We start from the raw sequence: 26,853 nt of genomic DNA, 5'->3' as shown, positions 1-26,853 counted from the left end.
CCAACGTTCCATTTTCTTTTCTAATTTTTCTTCAACAGCCTTCTTTTCTTCCATCAATTCGTTTAATTTGATAAAATCAGTAGCTGTACGCTCTATTTGGGAGTCCAATTCTTCCAATCGAAGCTCCAACTGCTCAATATCATCATCGATAGTTTCAAATTCCTTTTGTTCCTTAAAAGTGAACTTTAGTTTCTTTTCTCTTGGCTTCTGATAGTTTTTCTTCTTCTTTTCCTTTGGAATTTCTTCTTCCACAATCATCCTTTTGCTTAAATAATCCGAATATCCACCTTCATATTGGCGGATATTTCCATCCTCTTCAAAAGCAAAAATTCGATCTACAACCCTATCTAGAAAATATCGGTCATGCGATACGGTAATGACGATACCTTCAAACCGATCCAAATAATCTTCTAAAATTGTCAACGTAGCAATATCCAGATCATTCGTTGGCTCATCCAGTATCAACACATTAGGCGATTCCATAAGAATCTTTAGAAGATATAATCTTCTTTGCTCTCCACCAGATAACTTTCCAATCGGTGCATACTGCATATCTGGAGTAAATAAAAATCTTTCTAACATCTTGGATGCAGAAATCCTTCCTTCGGGAACTGCAATATATTCGGCCGTCTCCTTTACATAATCGATAACCCTTTGATTTGGATTCATCCCCTCACTTTCCTGAGTAAAATATCCAATGTTGATCGTATCACCGATTTCCACACTTCCTTCCTCTGGCTGGATTCTTCCATTCAGAATCTGAAGTAATGTGGTTTTCCCACAGCCATTGGGACCTATAATTCCAATTCTCTCATTTTTCAAAACCAAATAAGAAAAATCTTTTATGAAAGTCCTTCCTTCGTAGCTTTGAGAAATGTTCTTAAGCTCTATGGTCTTTTTCCCCATTCGGGATGTAATGGAAGACATAACAACTTTTGTTTCTTCCTCTGGTCCGGATTGATTTTTCAATTCTTCTAATCGATCCAACCTTGCCTGTTGCTTTGTCCCTCTACCGCGCACCCCTCTCTTTGCCCACTCAAGCTCTGTTCGCAAAATACTTCTACGCTTTTGCTCACTGGCAATTTCCATATTCTCACGCTGTTCCTTTAATTCCAGAAATCCAGAATAATTAGTTTCATACGTATATAGCGTCTTATCATCGATTTCTACAATCTTATTCGTAACACGATCCAGAAAATATCGGTCGTGGGTTACCATTACGAGAATTCCTTTGAATTGATTCAAATAATCCTCCAGCCATTTAGCCATCTCATTGTCGATATGGTTCGTCGGCTCATCCAGAACAAGAACATCCGCAGAATTTACTAAAATCCTTGCTAAAGCCGCCCTTTTTTTCTGCCCTCCGGATAAATAATCCGTCTTACCTTCATAATCTGGCAGTCCCAGCTTCATCAAGATTGATTTTGCTTCTCCTTCTTTTTCAAAATTACCATCCATCACATATCGCAGGATGGTCTCTCCCTTTGGAAATATTGGATTCTGTGGCAGATATGATATCGTGGTATTCTTTGCCATCACAACATTACCAGAATCTGCCTCTTCGATTCCTGCAATGATTTTCAGTAGTGTAGACTTTCCAGTCCCATTAATCCCAATGATTCCGACTTTATCTCCCTTATTCAATCCAAGTGTAATATTTTCAAAAAGGATACGGTCTCCGTATCCTTTTGTTGCCTGCTGTACTGTTAAAATATTCATATAATTCTCCTAAAATGGATATTTATTCTAAAATAAGAGAAACCGGGCAATGATCTGATCCCATAATATCCGTATGAATCATCGCTTCTGCCAGTCGGTCAGCCAGTTCTTCGGATACACAAAAATAATCAATACGCCATCCTGCATTCTTCTCTCTGGCTTTAAAACGATAGGACCACCAACTGTATGCACCCTCTACATCTGGATAAAAATACCGAAAGGTATCAATAAATCCAGCCTCCAAAAGCTCTGTAAATTTTTCTCGTTCCTGATCTGAGAATCCTGCATTCTTTCGATTGGTCTTTGGATTCTTCAAATCGATTTCATTATGAGCCACGTTCAAGTCCCCACACAAAATAACTGGCTTATCCTTTTCTAAGCTTTTTAAATATGCTCGGAAATCATCTTCCCATTTCATGCGGTAAGGAAGCCTTTTTAACTCACTTTGGGAATTTGGCGTATAACAAGTCACCAGATAATACTCCTCGTATTCCAGAGTAATCACCCTTCCCTCCTGATCATGTTCTTCCATTCCAATTCCATTGCTAACTGAAATCGGTTTCTCCTTTGTAAATACTGCTGTTCCTGAATATCCTTTCTTCTGGGCATAATTCCAGTACTGATAATATTCCGGCAGATCCAAATCGATCTGCCCCTCCTGCAGCTTTGTTTCCTGAACACAGAATACATCTGCATCCAACTCATTCATCACATCAAGAAATCCTTTTTTTACACAGGCTCTTAGCCCATTTACATTCCAGGAAACTAATTTTGTCATATACTTCCTCCAAATTAATCAAAAATCTTATCCAGGAAGTAATACATCTGCTCTTTCCACCAAGGCCAGTCATGATAACAATCATATCCCCAATAGTCAAACCATACATTGATGCCCTTTGCAGACAAAAGTGCATCCAGTTCTCTTGTACTCGCCAAGCATTCCTCTTCCCAATTACCCTGTCCTACACAGATAATCACACGGGAATTACGATATAAATCCATATAGAAATGATTTTCCGGCATATTCTGAATGTAATGATATGGTGAATTATTATACACGTTAGAATCCATATAATCACCGATCAAATACTTGGTATTATAAACTCCACTCAATGCAATAACATAATCAAATAAGTCTGGACGACGCAAAAATACATTGACTGCATGGAACGCACCCATACTACATCCTGTAGCCATAGCACGATACGCAGTTCCATTAATACCCTTCATAATTTCATAAAATTCATCTGTAATATAATGCATCCATTGCTCATGGCGCTGCATTCTCCATCCCATATCCCAGCTATCGCTGACCCAGGTCTCTCCATCGATACTATCGATGCAGAAAAGCTGCAGTTCTCCAGCCTCAATTCGAGATGCAAACGGCTCAATCATGCCAAAATTTTCAAAATCATAAAATTTTCCATCCTGTGATGGCAAAACCAGACATGGTTTCCCTCCATGTCCATAAACTTTAAATTCCATATCTCTTTGAAGACAGTTGCTCCAAATTTTATAATATTGTGTATGCATAATGATCTCCTATTTCTTTTCCACCATATAGTGAATACATTCCATTAATTCATCTTTTGTATAGCATTTTACCAAATACATAAAATCACCCATACCAGCTGCAATTACTTCCGGAAGTTCTTCTGTCATCCAGATTTTATAGCCATATTTCTGCATAATTTCTTCATGGCTATGCTTATAATCTTTTCCTTTTCTTCTTCCAACAAACAGGCAGTTAGAAATCTCCCTGTATTCTGGTAATCGAATCTGATCATAGCAAATCATATCTGCCCATAACTTGTAAATATCAAAACTATTGGCAAAATTCACCATGTCCGGTGTAAATCCTCCACAAGGACGCATATTTACTTCCAGACCAACGATATCTCCTTTTTTGCCAAGACCTTCCCTGTCTTCCAACAGACGGAAGAATTCGAAATGCACCAGACGACTTTTAACGTCAAATGCCTGAAGCGTTCTTCTTCCTGCGTCAGCCAGATCCTCTGCAACATGGTCTACGATATAGAAATACACATCTTCTTTCTCATTTACCGCATCAACGATAGAAATCAATGTAATATTTCCTGTTTCAAATAAAACCTCTCCTTTACTGTTGACCAGTGCATCATAAGAGCAGATTTCACCATTGACAAATTCTTCCATAATGTACTGAACCGGTGGAAGATCTGCATAAAATGCATCAAAATCTGCATCATTTTTCAATTTATATGTATTGCTAGCACCAACACCATTATCTGGTTTTACAATGACAGGATATCCAACCTCAGCAATAAAAGCCTTTCCTTCTTCGTATGTAGATACCAGATGGTATTTCGCAGCAGGAACACCCGCCTTCTTATAATTTGCCTTCATCTTTGATTTAAACTTTACAACATCCATATCCTTACTCTGAGGCCCTGTTGTAACGTTGAAATCTGTACGCAATCTTGCATCCTGTTCCAGCCAGTATTCATTATTGCTTTCAATCCAGTCGATCTTTCCGTATTTGAATGTGAAAAAACCAACTGCTCGCATCATCTCATCGTAGTTTTCCATATCGCTCACTTTATAATATTCTGTCAGTGAACCCTTTAGTTCATCTGTCAAAGAATCATATGGAGCATCTCCAATTCCCAGTACATTTACGCCATTATTCTTCAACTCTGCACAAAACTTCCAATAATTCGTTGGAAAATGTGGTGATATAAATACAAAATTCATACATTCCCTCTTTTCTTCTTATTATTTTTTAATGTTTTTATTATACTACATTTCACTGGCCTAATCCAATATTTTTAATAAGAAAAAAGAGAACAGATTACATTCTGTTCTCCTCTGCCTTTGACTACTGTAAGATGTCTACGACAATTTTCTTTTTTCCTGTTGAAGATGCAGCCTTTACCACAGTACGAATCGCTTTTGCAATCCTACCCTGCTTACCGATTACTTTTCCCATATCATCTGGTGCAACACGTAGTTCTACTACAACAACACCATTGGATTCTTTCTCAGTTACTACTACATCTTCAGGATGATCAACTAGAGATTTTGCAATCACTTCAACTAAGCCTTTCAAGACTTACACCTCCTCTAGTTATTACTTTTCAATCCCAGCAGCTTTTAATAATTTAGCTACAGTATTTGTTGGCTGAGCACCTGTTGCTAACCATTTTTTTGCAGCTTCTTCATCAAATTTAATTACGCTTGGGTCCTGATTTGGATCGTAAGTACCGATTTCTTCAATAAATCTACCATCTCTAGGAGCTCTTGCGTCTGCTACTACTACTCTATAGAAAGGAGCCTTTTTCTGTCCCATTCTTTTTAATCTCATTTTTACTGCCATTAGTTTCACCTCCGTTAAAATTTGTTAATAGTTTCTATTTATTTAAAAGGGAAAATTAAATCTTCCTCTTCTACCTTTTTTACCTCCAAACATACCAGACATCTGTTTCATCATCTTTCTGGACTGTTCAAAGTTTTTGCATAACTTATTGACTTCTGCAATCGGAACTCCTGCACCTTTTGCAATTCTTCTCTTTCTGGAAGGATTGATAATCTTAGGATTTGCCCGTTCCTCTTTGGTCATAGAATAAATGATACAAGCGGTACGGTCCAGTTCTTTTTCATCAACTTCCACATTGCGCAGCTGTTTGCTCATTCCTGGAATCATGGATAAAATATCATTGATTCCACCCATCTTTTTCACCTGTTCCATCTGTTCCAGATAGTCGTCAAAGTTAAATTCTGCTTTTCGGAGCTTTTTCGTCATCTCTAACGCTTTTTCATCATCCACAGCAGATTCTGCTTTTTCAATCAATGTCAGGATATCACCCATGCCAAGAATTCGGCTGGCCATACGGTCCGGATAAAACTGTTGTAAATCCTCTAGCTTCTCTCCCATACCAATATACAGGATTGGCTTTCCGGTTACCGCCTTGATAGACAGAGCCGCACCACCTCGAGTATCTCCATCCATCTTTGTCAGAATGACTCCATCAACTCCAACTTTATCATCAAAATCTTTGGCAACATTGACCGCATCCTGCCCTGTCATAGCGTCTACGACTAAAATAGTCTGCGTCACATCCACATGATCTTTGATTTCTTTAAGCTCCGTCATCATACTCTCATCGATATGAAGACGACCGGCTGTATCCAAAAGTACCAAATTGTTGTGCTGTTCTCTTGCATATTCAATTGCCTTTTGGGCAATCTCTACCGGATTTTGATTTCCTTCAATAGTAAATACAGGAACTCCCTGCTTCTCACCATTAACTTGCAACTGTTTGATCGCTGCTGGACGATAAACGTCACATGCTACTAATAACGGACGTTTTCCTTTTCGCTTAAACTGGCCTGCAATCTTAGCACAGGTCGTTGTCTTACCTGCTCCCTGAAGACCTGCCAGAAGAATTACCGTCATATCGGCACCTGGCTTCATCTTAATCTCTGTCATCTCGGAGCCCATCAATGACTCCATCTCTTCTTTTACGATTTTGACAACCATATGTGCAGGATTTAATCCGCTTAAAACATCCTGTCCAATCGCACGGTCTGTTACAGTCTTTACAAACTGCTTTACTACGCGGAAGTTAACATCCGCCTCTAAAAGAGCACGTTTTACCTCTTTCATTGCTTCTTTTACATCAGCTTCACTCAAACGTCCCTTTCCGCTTAGCTTTTTAAATACATTTTGTAGTCTATCAGATAAATTCTCAAATGCCATGTACTCTTCTCCTCAAATCTAGTACTCTTCCAATATTGCATTGGACATGTTCTCGATTTTCTCTAATTTATCAATAATTTCAGCCCGCTGCTCTTGTTCCAGAATCTCTTTCGCAAAAATATTGATCCGTGCTACCATTTCCTTTGTTTTCAAAAACTTCTGAAGTAAATGAAGCTTATCTTCATATCCCGCTAAAATCTTATTACAACGCTTGATCATATCATACGCTGCCTGACGGGTAATCCCATGGTCCAGGGCAATTTCACTCGGCGATAAATCGTACTGCACATAATCACCATAAATCTCTTTCTGATGCTCTGTTAACAGCTCCCCATAAAAATCATATAACAATGCTTGTTCTACAATTGGTTCCATCTTTCGCTCCTTTTGTAAAGCATTTTCCCTTTACCGAAAGCTAGTATACACAAAAAAAAAGACCTTGTCAAGTATTTTTACTTAACAAGGTCAATTTTTTCCTAAATATCATGCAAATCAGTTTCTCTTCTTCTCCTGCCATCCGATGTTTCAGCCAGACGTCATTCCTGATTTTTAATTAAGAAACAGTTGCATAGGTATAATTCCATGTACGCTGAGTCTCGTATCGTTTTGCAAGGATATGAAAGATAGTAGCAACCACGGAAGTGCATACGTAAACAGCAAATTTGCAGTCATCATAAATATTTCGCGGTTTTCTCATATACCATGCATGAATCTTTTGAATAAAGGAAAATAATTCTTCCAGAGAATCAAACCTCTTGACTCTTGTACGAACATGGTCAGCAGCTTCTGAATGAACGAATTCACGAAGCTGGTGCTTTAAGTCACTTTCATATAGGCAATGATCCTTCATGTTTCCTGCGTAATGTTTATTATGCGGAAATGTAAAATAATCAGCAATGTAATGGATGATTTCTCCCAGCTTGATACAAACCCGGGATCCAATCTCCTCCATGCTATTATATTCATCAAGAAACTGTCTCATCTTCTCTTTCGTAACTTCTATGGTTTCATCGTAAGAATGTCTTGTCGTCAAAAAAGATGGCTGGCAGTCTGGAAGTATATTCCCGATGCGAAAAGCCATTCTGTGGCTGGTTAACGGCTCTATCTGCAGGGATTCAATAATCTGATCCGCCATTGAAATATGTGATTTTTTTCTCATTTAATAATCAATCCTCTAAAAGCTTAAGTAGTCATCTGTTTCTAAATCCATTGTATAAAAACTGTTTGCCAAATACAACCCCTTCCATGTTTTCTTAACAAAAATCTAAGAATTTTAACGTATTATTCATTTTCCTTTCAACCCAGATGCTTGACAGAAGAATTTCCCTCTAGTAAAATTGAAAATAATTCCAAAACAAATAACAGATTAGGAGATGATAATTTGGACCCGAGTACCTCGATACAATTGGTATTTTTAATAATTTTATTAATGCTATCTGCATTCTTTTCTTCCGCAGAAACAGCACTTACCACAACAAACCGACATAAGATGCGTTCTCTTGCAGAAGAGGGTGACAGCAGGGCAACACTGGTATTAAAATTAATTGAAAATCCTGGAAAGCTATTAAGTACTATTTTAATTGGGAATAATATTGTAAACCTTTCCGCTTCTTCTCTGGCCACCTCGTTAGCGATTACGTTATGGGGCAGTGTTGGAGCAGGAATTGCGACAGGGATACTTACATTTTTAATTCTAATTTTTGGTGAGATTACACCAAAAACATTTGCAACTTTAAAAAGCGAAAGTATTTCTCTGCTTTATGCAAGAATCATTTATATGCTGACAATTATACTGACACCTGTCATCGCCATCGTAAATACTCTTTCCTCAGGACTTTTGTTCCTGCTGCACATTGATCCAAAGCAGTCTAATAAAGTAATGACAGAAAAGGAGCTGCGTACCATTGTCGATGTCAGTCATGAAGAAGGTGTCATTGAAGAAGATGAGAAAGAGATGATCAATAATGTGTTCGACTTCGGAGATCTCCTGGCAAAGGAAGTCATGATTCCTCGAATCGATATCACTTTTGCTCCCGTCGATATTTCTTATAACGACTTGATACAGATTTTTATGGAAGAACAGTTTTCACGTCTTCCCGTATATGATGATACAAAAGAAAAAGTAATTGGAATTGTAAATCTAAAAGACCTGTATTTCTACCGCATTGAACACCCAGAGGAAGAATTCAACCTGCGAAATATTATGAGGACACCATTCTTTACTTATGAAACCCAAAAGATTTCTACTCTGATGTCCAAAATGCGCGAAGAATCCATTAGCTTCGCTATTGTACTGGATGAATATGGTGCCACTGCAGGGCTGATTACTCTGGAAGATTTGATCGAAGAAATTATCGGTGAAATCCGTGATGAATATGACGCAGAAGAAGCAGAGCATTTTAAAGTACTTAGTGAACAGCAATATGTAGCAGATGCCTCTATGAAATTAGATGATCTGAATGACCTATTGGATCTGACTATCGATTCTGAAGACTATGACTCTATCGGAGGCAAGATTATTGAGCTTTTAGATCATCTTCCTGAGCCTGGCGAAACAGCTGAGACAGAGGAAGTCACCTTTAAAGTATTATCTGCTGATAAACGACGCATTGAAAAGGTACTAATTACTTTAAAAGAACAATCATAAATTTTCCATATAACAAAAACCGGCTGGATTCCCAACCGGTTTTTTGCGATTATCAACTATCTATTTCTCATGCTTATATTTTGATAAATATTTGGATTCAATATATCCGATTTTATTTCGATAAGCCACTTTATAATAATTATTTCTTCCTTTTTCCAGAAGACGTACCCGATATCCGAACTCCACCGTTGCAATTACCTTTGAAGATGAATTTCTTCTACGATACATATTTGCATGTCCCTCACAGTTTACTACATAATAAAGTGGATAATCACTCGTCAGTCGTTCCTTAAGTTTACTACCTGCCTCCTGATTATATTTTAATAAATATCTGCCCTGCACATAGCCTTCCTGCTTTTTGTACCGAATCTTATAATAGCCACGATAAGACTTTGTAATGATCTCTACCGGAGCCCCATTTCCAATGACCGTAATAATCTTAGAATGCTTAGATGCCTCTTTGTGTAACGGAAGCCCATGAGTTCCTCCATAAACATAGTAGGTTCCCTCTTTTTCATCTTCCTGCTCACTTTTTTCCTCCGCCGCCTGCTCATAATCATAATCAGACGGCGAAAGAATTGTTTTTGCGAACAACAGACCACAGATTATTACCAAAAGAATCAAGGCCAGCAAAATAATCCAATGCAGATATGGTTTTAATCTTGCCTTCAATATCTTCTCCTAATATCAGAAGCTTATTTAAAATAATTTACTCCTGATTCAAATAATTTCTGATCTTTATTTCCCTGAATATTTATTGCAACAGAATCGCCAATACGTTCGGAGTGTCCCATCTTACCAAGCACTCTTCCATCTGGACTGATAATTCCTTCAATCGCATAATAAGAACCATTTGGATTGAATGGTTCGCTCATTGTAGGATTTCCATGAATGTCCACGTACTGAGTTGCAACCTGTCCATTTTCAAATAATTTCTGGGCAACCTCTTCACTTGCAACGAAACGTCCCTCGCCATGAGAAACAGCGATAGAATGAACATCTCCAACTTTTGTTTCTGACAACCATGGGGATTTATTCGTTACTATCTTTGTGTAAACCATCTGAGAAATATGACGTCCGATGCGGTTCATCGTCAATGTTGGTGCAGCTTCTGTCTGTTCTAAGATTTCTCCATATGGAACCAGTCCTAATTTAATCAGAGCCTGGAAACCATTACAAATACCTAATGCAAGTCCATCTCTCTGATTTAAAAGATTCATAACCGCTTCTTTTAATTTTTCATTTCTAAATGCAGTTGCAAAGAACTTGGCAGAACCTTCTGGTTCATCTCCGGCACTGAATCCACCTGGGAACATAATGATCTGAGACTGATTGATTACTTTTTCAAACTCATCAACAGAATCACGAATTCCCTGTGCATCCAGATTCTTGAAGATTCTTGTCTCTACTTCTGCCCCTGCGCGTTCAAATGCTTTTAAGGAATCATATTCACAGTTTGTTCCTGGGAATACTGGAATGAATACCTTTGGTTTTGCAACTTTATTCTTAGCAAGGTAAATACGTCCTTCACGATACATAGGTGTATTCAATGGAGTTTCCTCAATTCCAGTCTTTGTAGGGAATACTCCTTCTAATCTTCCTGTCCATGCATCCACTGCTTCTGTCATGGATACTACTTCTCCTGCAAATACAAAGGCCGGTTCTGAATATACCGTACCAATTAACAATGCAGGAACACCAATTTCTTTAATGACATGAGATCCTAATTCCACAATGATCGCACCATAAGATTTTTCAACCAGATCCTGCATGCATACTTCATTGTCAAATTTTACTCCGTATCGATTACCAAATGCCATCTTAGCTACTGCTTCTATTGTTCCGCCATAGCCGACTGCATATGCAGATACAATCTTGCCCTGTTTCATCAGTTTGCTGATTCTTTTATAAACCTTCTTTGCTCCCTCATAATCTGGAAGACCATATTCATCCTTTGGAATACAGATGCGTACAATCTTGTTACCTGGCTTTTTAAATTCAGGAGTAATCACATCCTGACTCTTAGCTACATTCACAGCGAAGGAAACCAAAGTTGGTGGTACATCAATATCATTAAAGGTTCCAGACATACTGTCTTTTCCACCGATGGATGGAAGGCCAAATCCAAGCTGTGCAGCATAAGCTCCTAATAATGCCGCTACTGGCTGACCCCAGCGATTTTCATCTTCACCAAGACGTTTGAAGTATTCCTGGAATGTGAATCGGATGCTCTTATAATCCCCACCTGCTGCCACAATCTTAGCTACAGACTGAACGATTGCATAAATTGCTCCATGATATGGGCTCCAGGAAGATAAATATGGATCAAATCCATAACTCATCATCGTTACTGTATCTGTTTTTCCTTTTAATACAGGGAGTTTTGCAATCATAGTCTGGATTGGTGTCATCTGATATTTACCACCATAAGGCATTGTAACAGTTCCTGCTCCGATAGAGCTGTCAAACATCTCTACCAAACCTTTCTTGGAACATACATTCAGGTCACCTAAAATAGAAAGCATGGTTTCTCTGAAGGTGTTCTTTACCTGTAAATCGCCAAAATATTCTTTTCTGCGATCTGGAAGCTGAACATTGGCAGTTGTTTCCTGATGTGCTCCATTGGTATCTAAGAATGCTCTGGATAAGTTTACGATTTCCTTACCACGCCACTGCAATACCAGTCTTGGATCTTCTGTTACAACTGCAACTGCAACTGCTTCTAAGTTTTCTTCTTCTGCATATGTCAGGAAAGTATTTACATCTTTTGGATCTACAACTACTGCCATACGTTCCTGTGATTCAGAGATTGCAAGCTCCGTTCCATCCAAACCTGCATATTTCTTTGGTACTTTATCTAAATCTACGCGAAGACCATCTGCCAGTTCTCCGATTGCAACGGATACTCCACCGGCACCAAAGTCGTTACATTTCTTGATCAAACGGCTTACTTCTTCTCTTCTGAATAAGCGCTGAATTTTACGTTCTGTTGGAGGATTACCCTTCTGCACCTCTGCTCCACAAGTATCGATAGACTCTACTGTATGAGCTTTTGAAGATCCAGTTGCTCCACCACATCCATCACGTCCAGTTCTTCCACCTAATAAGATGATAATATCACCAGGATCAGAAGTTTCACGAATAACATTTTTTCTAGGAGCAGCACCCATAACAGCACCTATCTCCATACGCTTTGCCACGTAATTTGGATGGTAGATTTCATCTACCAGACCTGTTGCAAGACCGATCTGATTTCCATAGGAGCTATATCCATGTGCAGCTCCAGTTACAATCTTTCTCTGAGGTAGTTTTCCTGTTAATGTATCCTGTAAAGAAACGGTAGGATCGGATGCACCGGTCACACGCATAGCCTGATATACATAAGAACGTCCGGAAAGCGGATCACGGATTGCTCCACCCAGACAGGTTGCAGCTCCACCAAATGGTTCAATTTCAGTTGGATGGTTATGTGTCTCATTCTTAAAGCTGATCAGCCATTCTTCTGTCTCGCCATCGATTTCCACTGGTACAACAATGCTACATGCATTGATCTCATCAGATTCTTCCATATCATCTAACATTCCGTCCTTTTTCAGACGCTTCATTCCCATAAGGGCAAGATCCATCAGACATACAAACTTATCATCGCGTCCTGCATAAAGTTCTTCTCTATCTTTTAAATATCTTTCGTATGTTGCTTCGATTGGAATACGATAATGTCCTTCATCGAATGTAACATCTGTTAATTCCGTTAAGAATGTAGTATGTCGGCAATGATCAGACCAATACGTATCCAATACACGAATTTCTGTCATGGAAGGATCTCTTTTTTCTTCCTCTTTAAAATACTTCTGGATGTGAAGAAAATCTTTAAAGGTCATAGCAAGTCCAAGAGAGTCGTATAATTCCTTTAACTTACTTTCTTCCATATCGGAAAATCCATCAAAAATCTTTACATCTGCAGGTTCTTCAAACTCTGTTACCAAAGTCTCTGGCTTCTGCTCATCGGTCTCTCTGGAATCTACAGGGTTGATACAAAATGCCTTGATCTGATCCAACTGTTCATCCGTAATATCTCCTGCGATTACATAGGTAGTTGCAGAACGAATAATTGGTTCTTCCTCTTCATTTAATAATTTTACACACTGTTCTGCAGAATCAGCTCTCTGATCAAACTGTCCTGGCAGATATTCTACAGAAAAAGTTTTTTCTTCTTCTGAGATAGGAAACGTTTCTTCATATAAAGTGTCCACTGGTGCTTCAGAGAAAATGGTTCTTAAAGAATTCTGATAGGTATCCTCAGAAATATTTTCGATATCATAGCGAATCAAAACACGGACGCCAGTAATATCAAACTGAAGATAATTCTTTACCTCTTCTAAAAGTTCCTTTGCCTTTACTGCATAGGCTGGCTTTTTCTCTACATAAATTCTCTTAACGTTACTCATGGCTACCTCCATCTCTTGTCTTTTTCAGTAACATATTAACATAGTTTATCTATTCATGCAATTTCTTAATAATTTGGAATGCAATTGAATTCTGTAATATAATTGGCTTATTGCTGGAATAAAATACAATTCCATCTACCGTAGCATGGACCTCTGAAATAATATTGCCCAGATAAGGATCCAAAATTTCAGCTAAAACATCGCCCCTCTTCACTTCTTGATTGATTTGGGCAATTCTGCGGAAAAATCCTGCACTGCTGGACTTTACTGTCACCAGCTCTGTCTCCTCTAAAATGCTGGCAATATATCCATTATGGCAATTATAACGTAAAATTCCCATTCTCGTTAAAAATCGGAGCACTGCAGAAACAGCCTGTCTTGCCGCTCCATCATCCACCTCATCCGTATTCCCTGTATAAATAGAAAATGCTTCTGTGCCAGATAATTGCCAATTATAATTCAGTGTTTTCGCATCAAATGGTCTCGGCTTACCGACCATGACATATGGCAGACCAAACAGATTGGCAAGACTGGTACTTTCTTTTCCTGTCTCCGGCATTCTGACATGGGAAATGAATTCGCCGTCCATATAAAAGGATGGAAACTGAATGCCATATCGAAATCCCTTTACCGCTTTCATCACTGCTGCCGCAATTCTACTGGTTGGCTCTCCTTCCGGATTCCCAGGAAACTGACGGTTGATGTCCGTATTATCTGATGCCCAAAACCGCTTTCCAACATTCATAGACATGTTGTTCAGCGATGGAATCACCAATATCTCATTATTACCGACAATAGCACCGCTTTGTTCCAATTCGATCAGACGATTGATCAACAGTGCACATATGTAAAGTTGCTGATATTCATTCCCACGCATGGCTCCTACAATACAGGCAGACTTTTCTTTTTCTTCATCGGATTTTCCACCAAAACGATATCCCGTAATCTTAAACTCTTCCCGAAAGCCGGAATCCATGGAATAAATGATTTCTTTTTTCACTATTCTTCCTCCTGACTTCCCAAAATTCTCGCAACCAGGGTTCCTTCACTGACCCCCGGATGTTCACGCAGTGTAATCAAAATCCCACTTATTGGTGCTTTGATTTCTTCCTCCACCGATCCGAAAATCGGTTTTGTAATTACCCCGATCAAATCCCCCTGTTCTACTCGCTGATATAAATGCTTATGCGTCACAAACAGGCCACTTGTTTCACAATTTAAATAAGTGATTTCTTCATCGTTGACTACCACCGCTTCTCTCGGTGTTACCGTCTCACCTTCCCAGATGCCCAGCTTCTTCATCAGACAAAAGATGCCATCGATTACCTGTTCACAATAATTATATTTAATGCGAAAGGCCGTTCCTGATTCTGTAACGATCGTCGGTACTCCAATCTCATTCAATGCATAGGCCAGACTTCCTTCATTCACCATTGTAGACGGATGAATCCAGATCAGATCCATGTTCAGACTTTTGCACAGCTCCAATGTTTCTTCGGAAACATCATCATTTACTCTGATCTGCGGCAATTCCTTTAAAAACACATTACTGGAATGGACATCAATACAGAAATCCGCACCATTGATATCTTCAATTAATTTAGCCGCTGTATACTCGGCAAGATCTCCATCTGCTGATCCAGGAAAAATCGTATTGTAATCCAGATCAAACATCGGAATCTCTCTGCTCCTGGAATCCAGTCCCAGAGAATTGATAGTCGGATATACATCCACAATTCCCTTTAGCATATCATAATTTGCTTTGATGCGGCGAATCACTTCTCCACATATATACTGACCACCAAGCTCATCTCCATACAGACCGGAAACGATGCAAATACGTCTTTCTCTTCCTGTCATTTCATCTGGCGTCAGCCTGTTCTTTTTTATCTTTAATTCTTCTTTTATCGGTAATTGTACTGATACAATTGTTTCTATCATTCTACTCACTCCACTCTTTATCTTCTCATTATATCTAACATCTCTGTAAAATTCAATAAAATCAGACAGCAAAAAAGAGTTGTTGCCCGAAAGGAAATCCACAAATTCCTTTTCATACTACAACAACTCCACTCGTATCTATGCTGTCTGTTCTTCCTTATCTGCAAACACGATTCTTAATAAGATCGGTGTCAATAGTGTTGTAATCACCACTACAATGACAATTGGAGAGAACAATTCTTCTGGCATGATGCCAACTTTCAGCCCTTTTTCCGCTACGATCAGTGCCACCTCACCACGGGAAATCATACCCACACCAATCTGAAGTGCCTCTCGGCCGTCATACCCACATAACTTTGCACCAAATCCGCATCCGATCATCTTAGACACGATCGCAACCAGACATAAAATTACAGTAAACAGAACAATGGTATTACTCATCCCGCTGATTGTCGTCTTCAATCCGATATTAGCAAAGAAAATAGGTGTAATCAACATATAGGAAACGCATTCTATCTTTCGATTGATGTAATCATGTGCATTGGTCCTGCATAAGATAACGCCTGCCATATATGCTCCGGTAATATCTGCAATACCAAACAATTCTGCAAAAAATGACAAGAACAAACAGAAAGCAAATGCAAATACTGGTATTCTTCTTCTTCTCATTCCACGCCCTTCCAGCCAATGGAAAAAACGATAAACACCAACTCCGCCGATTCCAGCGATCAGAATAAAGGCAATCAGTCTTGCAATGGTGACGATAACAGGCCCAAAACCAGATCCAGTAGAAGATCCAATACTCGTAATAACAGAAAGTAATACAACTCCCAAAACATCATCAATGATTGCTGCTCCTAAAATAGAAGTTCCAACTCTTCCCTTCAACTTTCCCATCTCCTGAAGAGTCTGAACTGTAATACTTACGGAAGTAGCTGTCAAAATGACTCCAATAAAGATATCCTCCATGATATTAGGATTAATCGATCTTGCTACCAAAAAGCCTCCCAGTAATGGCACGATTACTCCGATTAATGCAATGATAAAAGCAGCAACACCACTTTCCTTCAGTTCATCAATATCCGTCTCCAAACCAGCCTGAAACATAAGCACAATGACTCCAATTTCTGCCAACGCCGTAATGGTTCCAGTGGGTTCAACCATATCAAATCCGATCGGTCCTAAAATAATACCCGCAATCAACGCTCCTACAACCGGAGGCAGACTGATTCTTTTTGAAAACAGTCCTAGCGCTTTTGTAAGAGTCAGAATCAATGCAATGTCCAATAAAAACTTATACTCCTGCATTCTTTTCCTCCCGTACACATATTGCCAGCACATGGTAATATGCTATTCTTTTTTGTTATAACAATATTCCTTTTTCTAAACTTCGTTATCGTATCACACTTGAATTTTTATGTCAATTCTAGTATAGTAAAATTTAAGAAAAGTAACTTGCAATTTAATTGAGAAATGAGGTACCAGAATGAGTGAATTTTCATCTGATGAAGTTTTTGAATATGACATCAATGGGCAGGATGCTATCATTAACCTGGTTTTAGATGACGATAGCACGATGCAATGCGTCGTAATCGCTGTTTTCCAGGCAGAAGGCACTAATCATGAATACATCGCACTTCTTCCTGTTAATGAAGAAATTGATGACGAGGAAAGCGATGTCCTGCTCTACCGCTATTCCGAAGACGAAGAAGGCGAACTGAATCTGGACAATATCGAAACTGACGAAGAATATGATATTGTGGCAGAAGCTTTCTATAATATCATCAACGATATGACGGAAGAAGATACCGAAGAAGAATAAACTTTATTTTTTGTAAAAATGGAACAAAGCCATGCATGGGAAGTATCCCTGCATGGCTTATCTTGTCTTCCATTTATCGATTTGTCTCAAACTTTGCCTGTGTTCGCAGAATCTGCATAAGGGAAAAATATTTCTCATCAATGCTATCTCCCTCTACGAGAACATCCATAGAAGCCGCCATCATATCTAATATATTTCCATCGATAAATTCCTCCGTACTTTCAAGTACTTCTATTTTACCGCTATAGGTATTGGCATCTAAAAAACGCTCGATCACAGATTGTGATGCTTTTTTCTCACATCTTGTTTCTTTTTCCTCTTGCACCGGCCTTCTTTTTTCTGGACTTTTTACATTGGTTTGTTCCTCGTTCTGGATCCAATGATCAAATTTCTCTTTTTCGATCACATAGACCTGGAATGGTTCTTTAAGCTCCTGATACACAACCATTCTCGACCTTCCATACATAGCCTCTGTAAGGACCTGCAGCATTATCCCATCTTTATTCCTCAATTGTTTCATTCTATTCTCCCTCACCTCTGATAAACCTCATTTAAAAATCTGGAAATCTGACATTTTTTATTATTATGTTCCTTTGGCAGCATCATATAAAGATGCTTTTTAGCTCGTGTCATAGCCACATAGAGCATTCGGCATTCTTCTGCTATATCTGCAGATTTTACCGCCTTCTTATAAGGAATCATATCCTCCACAACATCCAGAATAAAAACCGTATCATATTCCAGTCCCTTGGCCGCATGCATGGTAGAAAGCATTATGCCGCTTTTCTCCTCTTTTCCTCTCGTATGCCTTCGCTCTTCTAGTTCTTTGGAAAATCCATCAATATATCGCATCCAACTGGTAAAATCTTCATACCCTTTAGCACTCTCCTGGATTTCCTCTGCCACATCATATAATTCCTCCACATTGAGCTTTCGGAAATTCGCATATTCTAATAAAAAATCATCATATCCAATTGCCTTTCGAATATATAGGATAGAAGCATATGGATTCATCGTCGATAACATCTTAAGATCCTTCTCCAATTGTTCCACTCTCTCCTCCATCCAGCTCATATCCGAATACAAAAGCTTTAATTCAGAAAATGATATCTCTGGGTCCGTCAGATAATCCCTTCCAATATAGCGGTTAGGGCGATTGATCACCGATAAAATCTTTCTCCGTTCCCGGTTTCCTCTGGCTATTTCCATATAAGTAATCAGATCTCTGGCAATCCAATGTTCAAATAAATTAGGAAATCCGTCCTTCATCACAAAAGGCAGGTTATATTCCATCAGCTTTCCAATCAACAATCTTGGCTGTATATTCGTACGAAATAGCACTGCACATTGTTCCAGAGGCTTTCCTTCTCGTTGATATTTCTGAAGCACCTCTATGATTTTCTGATTCTCTTCAAACTGATTTTTACATTCTATATAATGCACCGGAGACTGTTTCCCGCAAAAAGCCGTTAATTTCTTTGAAAACCTCTTTTCATTCTGACCAATGACCTTCTGTGCCTCTGTAAGAATTTCTTCGGAGCATCGATAGTTAATATCCAGCAGTACTTTTTTAGCTTCCTTATAATCTTTCGGAAACCCCAGCATAATATCCGGTTTCGCTCCTCGAAAACGATATATGGACTGATCATCGTCTCCTACAATAAAAAGATTATTCTCTGGTTTTGCCAACATCTGAATGATCTTATACTGAACCAGATTAATATCCTGAAACTCATCAATCAAAATATATTGAAACTTTTTTTGCCAGACAGCCAGAATATCTTCCCGTTCCTTCAAGAGCTCATAGGTAAATACCAGCATATCATCAAAATCAATCTTTCGATTGGCGCGCAGTTTTCGTTCATAGCCACGAAATATATCCTGAAACACTTCATTGCTGCACTGTCCACTATAATAGTTTTCCAGAGGAATCATTTCTCCTTTTACCAGACTGATTTCATTGATCATTGCAGAGATAAAATCTGCTTCTTCTGCCATATCCACCTGTTCTTCAGCAAGAACCTCCTGTATGATCTGTCTCTTTTGCTCCTCTGAAATAATATGCTCATATCGATATCCATAGGCGTGTCTTAAAATAGTAAAAAATACCGCATGGAAGGTTCCAAAAGAAACCGGTAGACTTCTTCCCATCAACTGGCAAAACCGCTCTTTCATCTCGTTGGCAGCTGCCTTTGTAAAGGTAATTACCAGAATTCTGGCAGGAGAAACCCCATAATGTTCAATCAAGTACTTGGTACGCTCTGTAATAACTGTTGTCTTTCCACTCCCAGGTCCTGCAAGCACCATCATCGGTCCCTGATCATGTGTGATTGCCTCCATCTGTGCCTGATTTTTCTCATTCATTACAGATCATCCTCATCTAAGATCATGGAAGCAAGTGGAAAAGGCTCAATACTTCTTCTTAGAATTCCCTGGATTGCGGCAATTAAAATTCCATAATTCACGATTGGTACCCCAGCCGCTTTTACTCTTGCGATTCTGCTCTTCATCTCACGGCGATTCAAAGTGCATCCTCCGCAATGAATCACCAGATCAAACTCTGCCAGATCCTTTGGAAAGGAATTACCACTGCTGGTTTCAAATCGGAATTGCTTTCCTGTATATTGAGTCAGCCATCTAGGAATTTTCACCGTTCCAATATCATCACACTGTCGATGATGTGTACATCCTTCTGCAATCAGAATTCGAGCTCCATCTTCCAGTTTATCGATTGCTCTTACTCCCTTGATCTCCTCTTCTAAATCTCCTTTAAATCTGGCAAAGAGAATGGAAAAAGAAGTCAGCCAGATATCCTTTGGCGTATCGGCTGCGACCTTGGAAAACACCTGAGAATCCGTAATGACCATCTTCGGTTTTTTGTTTAAATACGTTAACGTCTCCCGAAGCTCATGCTCCTTTACAACGATCGCCGCTGCGTCAGATTCCAGAATATCCCGAATTGTCTGCTGCTGAGGCAGAATAAGTCTGCCTTTCGGAGCTGCCTTATCAATAGGAACCACCAGTACTACCAGATCAGAAGGCTCTAAAAGATCTCCCACAATTCTGAATTTATCCTCTTCCTCTGGTACCAACTTTCCTAATTGCTCTTTTAACTCCTCAATTCCTTCTTTCGTTGCTGCACTGACAAACATTCCCTCGGATATTTCCGGTCTGTTTTCTTTGCACAAATCCACTTTATTATAAATAATTAAGTATGGAAGTTTTCTGTCTTTGATTTGAAGCAGCAGCTCCTCCTCAAAGCTACTGATGCCAATAGTGCTATCAATGATAACCATGGCGATATCCGTCTTTGCCAACACTTCCATCGTCTTTTCGATACGTTTTTGCCCGAGCTCTCCTACGTCATCCAGACCTGGAGTATCAATAACAACCACTGGTCCCAGTGGCAGCAATTCCATCGCCTTATAAACAGGATCTGTTGTAGTCCCCTTCACCTCAGATACGATGGCAAGCTCTTGGTTGGTCATGGCATTGATCACACTTGATTTTCCCGCATTCCGCTTTCCAAATAATGCAATATGGACGCGTTCTCCTCTTGGAGTCTGATTCATACTCATATAACTTCCCTTCTTTCTATCAAATTCGATTCTATATATTTTTTTCTAAAATATGGGTGTTATTATTATAGCATACCTTCGAAAATCTTTTGCATATTTTTTTATCCATATATTGAAACAAAATCTATTAGACTTTTTTCTTCTTTTTTACTATACTTAATAACAACTTAAACAAACGAGGAGTGATATTTATGAATTATGGATCTGAAACCGCCCATGCTCTGGAAAATTTTTCGGTAAACCATCAAACAGTTCCCGAATCTCTGATAAAAGCTATGATCTTAGTCAAAAAAAATGCATCCAAAGCATTAAAGTATACAAAAGAATTGGAACCTCCCATTGCCGATGCTATCATTTTGGCCTGTGAGGAGCTATTGACCAACTTTCCCTCTGATCTTTTTCCGCTGAACGCCTTTCAAGGAGGTGCTGGTACCTCCACACATATGAATGTGAACGAAGTCATTGCTTCCTATGCACAAAACTATACCGATCGGCCAGTGGACCCTCTAGACCACGTGAACAAATATCAGTCCACCAATGATGTATATCCTACTGCCCTTCGCATCTCTTGTATTCAGTGGATTCGCCGTTTAAGCGAAGAGGCTGCAAAGCTTCAGGAAGACCTTCAGAAAAAAGAACTGGAATGGGATACGATAAAAAAAATGGGACGCACCGAGCTTATGGATGCTCAGATCATCTCTCTCGGTCAGGAATTCGGTGCCTATGCTCAGGCAATTGCCCGGGACCGTTGGCGTATTTATAAAGTAGAAGAACGGCTTCGCCAGATTAATTTAGGAGGTACTGCAGTAGGAACAGGAAGCACGGCCAGTCGGGCATATGGATTCCGTGTTGTAGAATTTCTAAGAGAGGATACTGGTATCGGACTATCCCGTGCAGAATATCCTATGGATCTGACACAAAATCTGGATGTATTTGTAGAGGTATCCGGCCTTTTGAAGGCCTTATCCGTAAATCTCATGAAGATCGCCAATGACCTGAGACTGATGAATTCTTTACCATTTCAGGAAATAAAATTAAAACCTCTGCAAAAAGGCTCTACGATCATGCCCGGCAAAGTCAATCCTGTAATTCCAGAAATGACCATCCAGACCGCCATGGAAGTTATGGCATATGATTCTGCCATCTCTTTCGCTGCTGCCAGTGGAAATCTGGAATTGAACGCATTTTTGCCATTGATTTCCTACAATCTTCTGACCAGTTTGGAAATGCTGTCAAATACTGTATTTCTTTTTCGCACGAAATGCATTGAGCCATTACTGCCATGTGAAGCAGGATGCAAGAAACATTTGGATTCAATGGTAATCTACGGTACAGCATTGCTTCCTTACATCGGCTATCAAAAGGCTACTGATCTTATGGAAAAAAGTATGGATAATAAAAAAATTTTGAAAAAATTGTTAGAAGAAGAAACTTCTATGACAAAAGAAGAAATTGAACGTGTTTTCTCTATCGCTCACACTTCTACTTATCAGATATAATTTCCTATATAAAAACAGACACAGCAATTGCTGTGCCTGTTTTATTTATCGTAGATCAATTATGATCTAGCTCTTTCTTCTAATAAAGCTTTTACCTCAGCTTCTGTTGTTAACTGCATAACTTCATCCGCTAATGCTTTACATTCATCCATTGTCCATAAAGACATAGTCTTTCTTGCCTGTAAAATTGCAGTAGCACTTACAGAGAATTCATTTAATCCAAATGCAAGTAATAATGGAATCATCAATGGATCGCTTGCAGCTTCTCCACACATACCAGCCATAATGCCTTCTTTATTAGCCGCAGCGATAATATTGCGGATAGAACGAAGTACTGCAGGATTGTATGCAGAATACAGATAAGCAACATCTGGGTTACCTCTGTCTGCTGCCATAGTGTATCCAGTCAAATCGTTAGTACCAATACTGAAGAAATCTGCTTCTTTTGCTAAAATATCTGCAATTAAGCTTGCTGCAGCAGTTTCCATCATAACACCTACTTCGATGTTTTTATCATATGCGATACCTTCTGCATCTAATTCTGCTTTCAGTTCTTCAATGATTGCTTTTACGGCACGAAGTTCATCTACACAGGTTACTAATGGTACCATGATACGTACTTTACCATATGCACTGGCTCTTAATAAAGCTCTTAACTGTGGTTTATAGATATCATCCTGTCTCTTTAAGCAGAAACGAACAGCACGGAAACCTAAGAATGGGTTCTCTTCTGTAGGAAGTCCTAAGTATGGAAGTGCTTTATCTCCACCGATATCCAATGTACGGATAATAACAGGTTTTCCTTCTAATGTTTCTGCAACAGATTTATATGCTTCAAACTGAGATTCTTCAGATGGAATGCTGTCGCTTTCCATGAATAGGAATTCAGAACGGAAAAGACCAACTCCTTCTCCATCTCTTTCTAACACACCTGGAGCTTCATCTGGTCCACCAATATTAGCAACTAACTCTACTACATGTCCATCTGCTGTCTGAGAAGGCTTTCCAACGAATTTTGCTAAAGCAGCTTTTGCTTCTAAATAAGCATCTCTTTTTGCTTTAAATTCTGCTAAAACATCTTCTTCTGGATTTAAGTACATCTCACCTGTCGTACCATCTAATACTACAACATCACCATCTTTTACGATCTTTGTAATATCAGGAATGGACAATACAGCTGGAATTTCCATAGAACGGCAAATGATAGCAGAATGAGAAGTCTTACCACCAATTTCAGTTAATACACCTTCGATGTTCTCAGGTACAAAACTTGCTGTCATAGATGGTGTTAAATCTTCTGCAACCAAAATAGTTTCTGCTGGAACTGCTCCGATATCAACTTCTTCAACACCTAATAAAATCTTGATCAGACGAGTTTTGATATCACCTAAATCAGATGCTCTCTGCTGTGTTAATTCATCCTCAGCCATAGAGAAGATCATTGCAAAGAAATCACATGCTTCTTCTACTGCTGATTCAGCATTGATAGATTCTTCATCAATCTTTGTTTCAATCTGTTCTTTGATCGCAGGGTCCTGAATCATCATAATATGACCTTGTAAAATTTCTGATTCAGCTTCACCTGCTGTAATTTTCATACTTTCAGCTAATGCAGTTGTCTTTTCAATAAAAACATCAATCGCATCTGCTAATCTTTTCTTTTCAGCTTCTTTATCAGTAATGGTTGTCTTAGAGTAGTTTAATTCCTGCTCCTTGATCACAACAATCTTACCAATACCGATACCTGCTGATGCACCAATACCTTTATACATGAGCCACCTCGTTTATTATAAAACCGGATTATTCGCCTAAACCTGATTCGATTAATTCTGCAGCATGTGCTAATGCAGCTTCTTCGTCTGGACCTTCACATACAACTTCGATTTCAGCGCCGTATTTGATGCATGCACCGATGATATTTAATAAACTTTTTGCATTGATTTTTTTGTCGTTGTAAACGATTGTTACATCAGATTCAAATTTAGTAACAGCTTTTGCTAAAACTCCTGCTGGTCTCATGTGTAAACCTTGTTCATTTTGTACTGTGAATTTTTTTGATACCATAATATTATTCTCCTTTTTCTTAATAAAATTTCGTTTTGTTGGAACCCCTTAATGCACTACATAACAAAACGAACGCCCAATGGACCTTCGTTTCAATGCTTGGCAAATAAAGACCTATCGGAAACATACTGGCAAATATATTATTCTCCAGGTCTTCATGCATTACCAGTAACAATCCAACTCTCTCATTTCATGTTAAAATTTTACCATGAAGCCCCCCGGAAAGTCAATAGTAGTAGTGCATTTTTTATAGATTTATCCCTTTACTTTTTATCATTTTAAACAAAATTATACAGAATGTATCACTTCCGCTGGGACATAGGCCTCAATATAAATCCCTTCTTCTCTGTATTCTTCTTTTAAAATGGTTCCGTACTTACGAATCATTGATATTTTTCCCGCCTCAGCATAAGCATATACTTTTTCAAGATAGATCTGTCCCTGCTGCAGCACTTCTTCTATCAATTTTAAAAGCTCATCCGTATGAATCCCCTTTTTGGCAGAAATCTGAATTACTTCATCTGCATGGGGATCATTCAAAAAGGTCTCCTCTTCCAACTGGTCGATCTTATTAAATACCGTGATCATCTTCTTATCTTGAATCCCAAGCTGTTTTAATGTCTCATACACTGCCTCCATCTGCTTCTCTCTTTGCGGATTAGAAGCATCCACTACATGAAGAATCAGATCACTGTATTTTGCCTCTTCCAGTGTACTCCGAAACGCATCGACCAGATGATGTGGAAGCTTTCTTATGAACCCAACCGTATCCGTGAGAAGAATTTCCTGACCACTTTCTAATCTCACCTGTCTTGTAGTAGGATCTAAAGTTGCGAACAGCTGATTCTCCTCCAATACTCCTGCATTCGTATAAAGATTTAAAAGGGTGGATTTCCCTGCGTTTGTATACCCAGCAATACAAACAACCGGAAGGTGATTTTTACTTCTCTTCTGACGCTGTACTTCCCTGTGCCTTACGACCTGTTTTAATTCTCTGGATAAATGTCCGATCCTGTCTCGAATCAGCCTTCGATCCATCTCCAATTTCTTTTCCCCGGGCCCTCTGGTCCCAATTCCACCTCCCAAACGGGATAAGGAAGTTCCAAGACCGGTCAGTCTGGTAGCACGATAGCGAAGCTGTGCCAGTTCCACCTGGATTTTCCCTTCTTTTGTTCGGGCCCGTGAAGCAAAAATATCTAAAATCACCAACGTTCGATCCATAATCTTGCATTCCAGTTCCATCTCCAGATTGCGAAGCTGAGCTGGAGATAATTCATCGTCACAGATAATTCCATCTGCATCCGTCTCCCATATGAGATCCTTAAGTTCCTTAATCTTTCCACTTCCAAGGTAGGTAGCATTATGAAGGGCCTCTCGCTTTTGAATACAGCGTCCAACCACCTTGGCACCTGCCGTTTTGGCAAGTTCAGAAAGCTCATCTAAAGATTCTTTCGTATCTGCTTCTTCCTCCAGACAGACCGCTGCCAAAATGACTTTCTCTTCTTTTTTATTTTCTTCATAAATCATTTTATTATCCATATATTATCTCGTTTCCAAAAATTCCTGCTCACGTTTGCCCGTTTCATCATCAGGATATGCCTTCACATAGGCCGTGGCAGCCTCCAGTGCCTTATCATACTCCAGCATTTTTTCATAAACCACAATTTTTCCGAACGCAAGCTCCTGTTCCCATGAATTTACCGGACCCTTCAATGCCTGCTCAATAGTATCCAATGCCTGTTGATACTGTTCTTCTTCAATATAATATCCATATAAATAATAGTAACCAATTCCATCCTTCTTATCCACATCGATGGCTTTCTCATAGCTTTTCTGTGCCTTTTTCTTCTGTCCATCCGCCTGATAAGAAAATCCTTTCATAACAAATGCTCTGGCCTCTTTATGCCTATCCGTGATTTTTCCGTAAACCTGGACTGCATCTTCATATCTGCCCAAAAGAATCAGACATTCTCCTTCATAATATAGGATATTTTTCTTGGATGTCAGAATCGTATGCTTCTTCTCCGCTTTATAAAAAGATTCATAAGCTTTCTCGTATTCCTTCTGTTCCAGATATTTTGTACCATCCCGAACCAAAAGCTTCTGGGTGATAATCTGAAACAGTAAAAAAATGATAAGAACAATGCCAATGGCTCCTGCGGCTATGATTATATTTTTCTGCTTTTTTTCCATATGATTTCCTCCTGTCTGACCTTCATTATAATAAGCAGAATAGGAATTTGCAAGAACAAAGCGGACAAGTATTCTTTTACAAAGTCTGCCACCCTAATAAAAATTTAATTTAACACGACAATCTATAATGAAAAATGCCCATCCTATGATTTCTCATAGGATGAGCACCTTCCTTTCGTTCATCTATCACGACCCTAGACAAAC

General features: G+C 39.0%; 24 protein-coding genes (1 of these 24 cut by a window edge). 3 read left to right on the top strand and 21 right to left on the bottom strand.

What is annotated here, in order from left to right; genetic code table 11:
* The 9 genes from BHF69_RS02645 to BHF69_RS02605 all read right to left on the bottom strand — a co-directional run.
* Positions 1–1,719 carry the 5' portion of an ABC-F family ATP-binding cassette domain-containing protein gene (locus tag BHF69_RS02645; protein WP_075669532.1) on the bottom strand. It extends 45 nt beyond the left edge of the window, so the window shows 1,719 of its 1,764 coding nt (coding positions 1–1,719); its start codon is at positions 1,717–1,719; the stop codon falls past the left edge of the window.
* 22 nt (positions 1,720–1,741) lie between these two features.
* Positions 1,742–2,497 (bottom strand): exodeoxyribonuclease III, encoded by a 756-nt coding sequence (locus BHF69_RS02640; RefSeq protein ID WP_075669531.1) that lies wholly within the window; start codon positions 2,495–2,497, stop codon positions 1,742–1,744.
* Positions 2,498–2,511: 14 nt separating this feature from the next.
* On the bottom strand, positions 2,512–3,252 hold the full coding sequence (locus tag BHF69_RS02635; protein WP_075669530.1) for an esterase family protein: 741 nt from the start codon (positions 3,250–3,252) through the stop codon (positions 2,512–2,514).
* Positions 3,253–3,261: 9 nt separating this feature from the next.
* Positions 3,262–4,452, bottom strand: coding sequence for an ATP-grasp domain-containing protein (locus BHF69_RS02630; RefSeq protein WP_075669529.1), 1,191 nt, complete (start codon positions 4,450–4,452; stop codon positions 3,262–3,264).
* A gap of 124 nt (positions 4,453–4,576) precedes the next feature.
* Positions 4,577–4,807: a KH domain-containing protein gene (locus BHF69_RS02625; RefSeq protein ID WP_075669528.1), complete on the bottom strand. Its 231-nt coding sequence runs from the start codon at positions 4,805–4,807 to the stop codon at positions 4,577–4,579.
* A gap of 21 nt (positions 4,808–4,828) precedes the next feature.
* The gene (gene rpsP / locus BHF69_RS02620; RefSeq protein WP_075669527.1) at positions 4,829–5,074 is read right to left on the bottom strand and encodes a 30S ribosomal protein S16; all 246 of its coding nucleotides are present in this window, start codon (positions 5,072–5,074) and stop codon (positions 4,829–4,831) included.
* A 42-nt stretch (positions 5,075–5,116) separates the two neighbouring features.
* Positions 5,117–6,457, bottom strand: a complete 1,341-nt coding sequence (ffh, locus tag BHF69_RS02615; RefSeq protein WP_075669526.1) for a signal recognition particle protein — start codon at positions 6,455–6,457, stop codon at positions 5,117–5,119.
* Between the two features lie 18 nt (positions 6,458–6,475).
* A complete protein-coding gene (ylxM, locus tag BHF69_RS02610; protein WP_075669525.1) occupies positions 6,476–6,832 on the bottom strand; it encodes a YlxM family DNA-binding protein in 357 nt (118 codons plus the stop codon).
* Positions 6,833–7,010: 178 nt separating this feature from the next.
* Positions 7,011–7,616 (bottom strand): zinc dependent phospholipase C family protein, encoded by a 606-nt coding sequence (locus tag BHF69_RS02605; RefSeq protein WP_075669524.1) that lies wholly within the window; start codon positions 7,614–7,616, stop codon positions 7,011–7,013.
* Positions 7,617–7,838: 222 nt separating this feature from the next.
* Here BHF69_RS02605 and BHF69_RS02600 point away from each other — a divergent pair, with 222 nt between their 5' ends.
* Positions 7,839–9,104 (top strand): HlyC/CorC family transporter, encoded by a 1,266-nt coding sequence (locus BHF69_RS02600; protein ID WP_242946095.1) that lies wholly within the window; start codon positions 7,839–7,841, stop codon positions 9,102–9,104.
* Positions 9,105–9,164: 60 nt separating this feature from the next.
* Here BHF69_RS02600 and BHF69_RS02595 read toward each other — a convergent pair whose 3' ends face one another.
* The 5 genes from BHF69_RS02595 to BHF69_RS02575 all read right to left on the bottom strand — a co-directional run bounded on the left by BHF69_RS02595 (position 9,165) and on the right by BHF69_RS02575 (position 16,801).
* Complete coding sequence (locus BHF69_RS02595) at positions 9,165–9,776, bottom strand: SH3 domain-containing protein (protein ID WP_075669523.1); 612 nt, start codon at positions 9,774–9,776, stop codon at positions 9,165–9,167.
* Between the two features lie 23 nt (positions 9,777–9,799).
* Positions 9,800–13,552, bottom strand: coding sequence for a phosphoribosylformylglycinamidine synthase (locus BHF69_RS02590; RefSeq protein WP_075669522.1), 3,753 nt, complete (start codon positions 13,550–13,552; stop codon positions 9,800–9,802).
* 49 nt (positions 13,553–13,601) lie between these two features.
* Positions 13,602–14,552, bottom strand: coding sequence for a M14 family metallopeptidase (locus BHF69_RS02585; protein ID WP_075669521.1), 951 nt, complete (start codon positions 14,550–14,552; stop codon positions 13,602–13,604).
* On the bottom strand, positions 14,552–15,493 hold the full coding sequence (locus BHF69_RS02580) for a M14 family metallopeptidase (RefSeq protein WP_075669520.1): 942 nt from the start codon (positions 15,491–15,493) through the stop codon (positions 14,552–14,554). The genes BHF69_RS02585 and BHF69_RS02580 overlap by 1 nt, the downstream gene beginning before the upstream one ends.
* 138 nt (positions 15,494–15,631) lie before the next feature.
* The gene (locus BHF69_RS02575) at positions 15,632–16,801 is read right to left on the bottom strand and encodes a cation:proton antiporter (RefSeq protein WP_075669519.1); all 1,170 of its coding nucleotides are present in this window, start codon (positions 16,799–16,801) and stop codon (positions 15,632–15,634) included.
* Between the two features lie 178 nt (positions 16,802–16,979).
* Between BHF69_RS02575 and BHF69_RS02570 the strand changes: the two genes are divergently transcribed.
* Complete coding sequence (locus tag BHF69_RS02570; RefSeq protein ID WP_075669518.1) at positions 16,980–17,315, top strand: DUF1292 domain-containing protein; 336 nt, start codon at positions 16,980–16,982, stop codon at positions 17,313–17,315.
* 73 nt (positions 17,316–17,388) lie between these two features.
* Here BHF69_RS02570 and BHF69_RS02565 read toward each other — a convergent pair whose 3' ends face one another.
* From BHF69_RS02565 to hydF, 3 genes are read right to left on the bottom strand one after another with little or no spacing between them, the layout of a single operon-like run.
* On the bottom strand, positions 17,389–17,835 hold the full coding sequence (locus BHF69_RS02565) for a hypothetical protein (protein ID WP_075669517.1): 447 nt from the start codon (positions 17,833–17,835) through the stop codon (positions 17,389–17,391).
* A gap of 11 nt (positions 17,836–17,846) precedes the next feature.
* Entirely contained in the window at positions 17,847–19,679 is a 1,833-nt protein-coding gene (locus BHF69_RS02560) for an ATP-dependent helicase (protein ID WP_075669516.1), read from the bottom strand.
* Positions 19,679–20,893 (bottom strand): [FeFe] hydrogenase H-cluster maturation GTPase HydF, encoded by a 1,215-nt coding sequence (gene hydF / locus BHF69_RS02555; protein ID WP_075669515.1) that lies wholly within the window; start codon positions 20,891–20,893, stop codon positions 19,679–19,681. Before hydF ends, BHF69_RS02560 begins: the two co-directional genes overlap by 1 nt.
* A gap of 191 nt (positions 20,894–21,084) precedes the next feature.
* Here hydF and BHF69_RS02550 point away from each other — a divergent pair, with 191 nt between their 5' ends.
* The gene (locus BHF69_RS02550; protein WP_075669514.1) at positions 21,085–22,392 is read left to right on the top strand and encodes a lyase family protein; all 1,308 of its coding nucleotides are present in this window, start codon (positions 21,085–21,087) and stop codon (positions 22,390–22,392) included.
* 59 nt (positions 22,393–22,451) lie between these two features.
* Here BHF69_RS02550 and ptsP read toward each other — a convergent pair whose 3' ends face one another.
* The 4 genes from ptsP to BHF69_RS02530 form a co-directional block, all read right to left on the bottom strand.
* Positions 22,452–24,164: a phosphoenolpyruvate--protein phosphotransferase gene (gene ptsP, locus BHF69_RS02545; protein WP_075669513.1), complete on the bottom strand. Its 1,713-nt coding sequence runs from the start codon at positions 24,162–24,164 to the stop codon at positions 22,452–22,454.
* A gap of 28 nt (positions 24,165–24,192) precedes the next feature.
* Positions 24,193–24,456 (bottom strand): HPr family phosphocarrier protein, encoded by a 264-nt coding sequence (locus BHF69_RS02540; RefSeq protein WP_075669512.1) that lies wholly within the window; start codon positions 24,454–24,456, stop codon positions 24,193–24,195.
* A 288-nt stretch (positions 24,457–24,744) separates the two neighbouring features.
* The gene (hflX, locus tag BHF69_RS02535; RefSeq protein ID WP_075669511.1) at positions 24,745–25,995 is read right to left on the bottom strand and encodes a GTPase HflX; all 1,251 of its coding nucleotides are present in this window, start codon (positions 25,993–25,995) and stop codon (positions 24,745–24,747) included.
* A 3-nt stretch (positions 25,996–25,998) separates the two neighbouring features.
* On the bottom strand, positions 25,999–26,649 hold the full coding sequence (locus BHF69_RS02530) for a tetratricopeptide repeat protein (RefSeq protein WP_075669510.1): 651 nt from the start codon (positions 26,647–26,649) through the stop codon (positions 25,999–26,001).
* Positions 26,650–26,853 lie beyond the last annotated feature (204 nt).

This window comes from Anaerostipes sp. 992a (genome assembly GCF_001940245.1).
GTDB lineage: Bacteria > Bacillota > Clostridia > Lachnospirales > Lachnospiraceae > Fimousia.
Note: the sequence above shows the minus strand (reverse complement) of the source record. Positions and strands in the feature narration are given on the sequence as shown.

Bases quoted from the DNA above. Each gene is read 5' to 3' on its own strand.
- ylxM (WP_075669525.1), bottom strand. From the start codon at position 6,832: ATGGAACCAATTGTAGAACAAGCATTGTTATATGATTTTTATGGGGAG.
- BHF69_RS02630 (WP_075669529.1), bottom strand. From the start codon at position 4,452: ATGAATTTTGTATTTATATCACCACATTTTCCAACGAATTATTGGAAG.
- hydF (WP_075669515.1), bottom strand. From the start codon at position 20,893: ATGAGTATGAATCAGACTCCAAGAGGAGAACGCGTCCATATTGCATTA.
- ptsP (WP_075669513.1), bottom strand. From the start codon at position 24,164: ATGTATAAAGGTATTGGTGCATCAGCAGGTATCGGTATTGGTAAGATT.
- rpsP (WP_075669527.1), bottom strand. From the start codon at position 5,074: ATGGCAGTAAAAATGAGATTAAAAAGAATGGGACAGAAAAAGGCTCCT.
- BHF69_RS02560 (WP_075669516.1), bottom strand. From the start codon at position 19,679: ATGAATGAGAAAAATCAGGCACAGATGGAGGCAATCACACATGATCAG.
- BHF69_RS02590 (WP_075669522.1), bottom strand. From the start codon at position 13,552: ATGAGTAACGTTAAGAGAATTTATGTAGAGAAAAAGCCAGCCTATGCA.
- BHF69_RS02580 (WP_075669520.1), bottom strand. From the start codon at position 15,493: ATGATAGAAACAATTGTATCAGTACAATTACCGATAAAAGAAGAATTA.
- BHF69_RS02540 (WP_075669512.1), bottom strand. From the start codon at position 24,456: ATGGTATCAAAAAAATTCACAGTACAAAATGAACAAGGTTTACACATG.
- BHF69_RS02565 (WP_075669517.1), bottom strand. From the start codon at position 17,835: ATGAAACAATTGAGGAATAAAGATGGGATAATGCTGCAGGTCCTTACA.
- BHF69_RS02550 (WP_075669514.1), top strand. From the start codon at position 21,085: ATGAATTATGGATCTGAAACCGCCCATGCTCTGGAAAATTTTTCGGTA.
- BHF69_RS02530 (WP_075669510.1), bottom strand. From the start codon at position 26,649: ATGGAAAAAAAGCAGAAAAATATAATCATAGCCGCAGGAGCCATTGGC.
- BHF69_RS02575 (WP_075669519.1), bottom strand. From the start codon at position 16,801: ATGCAGGAGTATAAGTTTTTATTGGACATTGCATTGATTCTGACTCTT.
- BHF69_RS02570 (WP_075669518.1), top strand. From the start codon at position 16,980: ATGAGTGAATTTTCATCTGATGAAGTTTTTGAATATGACATCAATGGG.
- ffh (WP_075669526.1), bottom strand. From the start codon at position 6,457: ATGGCATTTGAGAATTTATCTGATAGACTACAAAATGTATTTAAAAAG.
- BHF69_RS02635 (WP_075669530.1), bottom strand. From the start codon at position 3,252: ATGCATACACAATATTATAAAATTTGGAGCAACTGTCTTCAAAGAGAT.
- BHF69_RS02605 (WP_075669524.1), bottom strand. From the start codon at position 7,616: ATGAGAAAAAAATCACATATTTCAATGGCGGATCAGATTATTGAATCC.
- BHF69_RS02640 (WP_075669531.1), bottom strand. From the start codon at position 2,497: ATGACAAAATTAGTTTCCTGGAATGTAAATGGGCTAAGAGCCTGTGTA.
- hflX (WP_075669511.1), bottom strand. From the start codon at position 25,995: ATGGATAATAAAATGATTTATGAAGAAAATAAAAAAGAAGAGAAAGTC.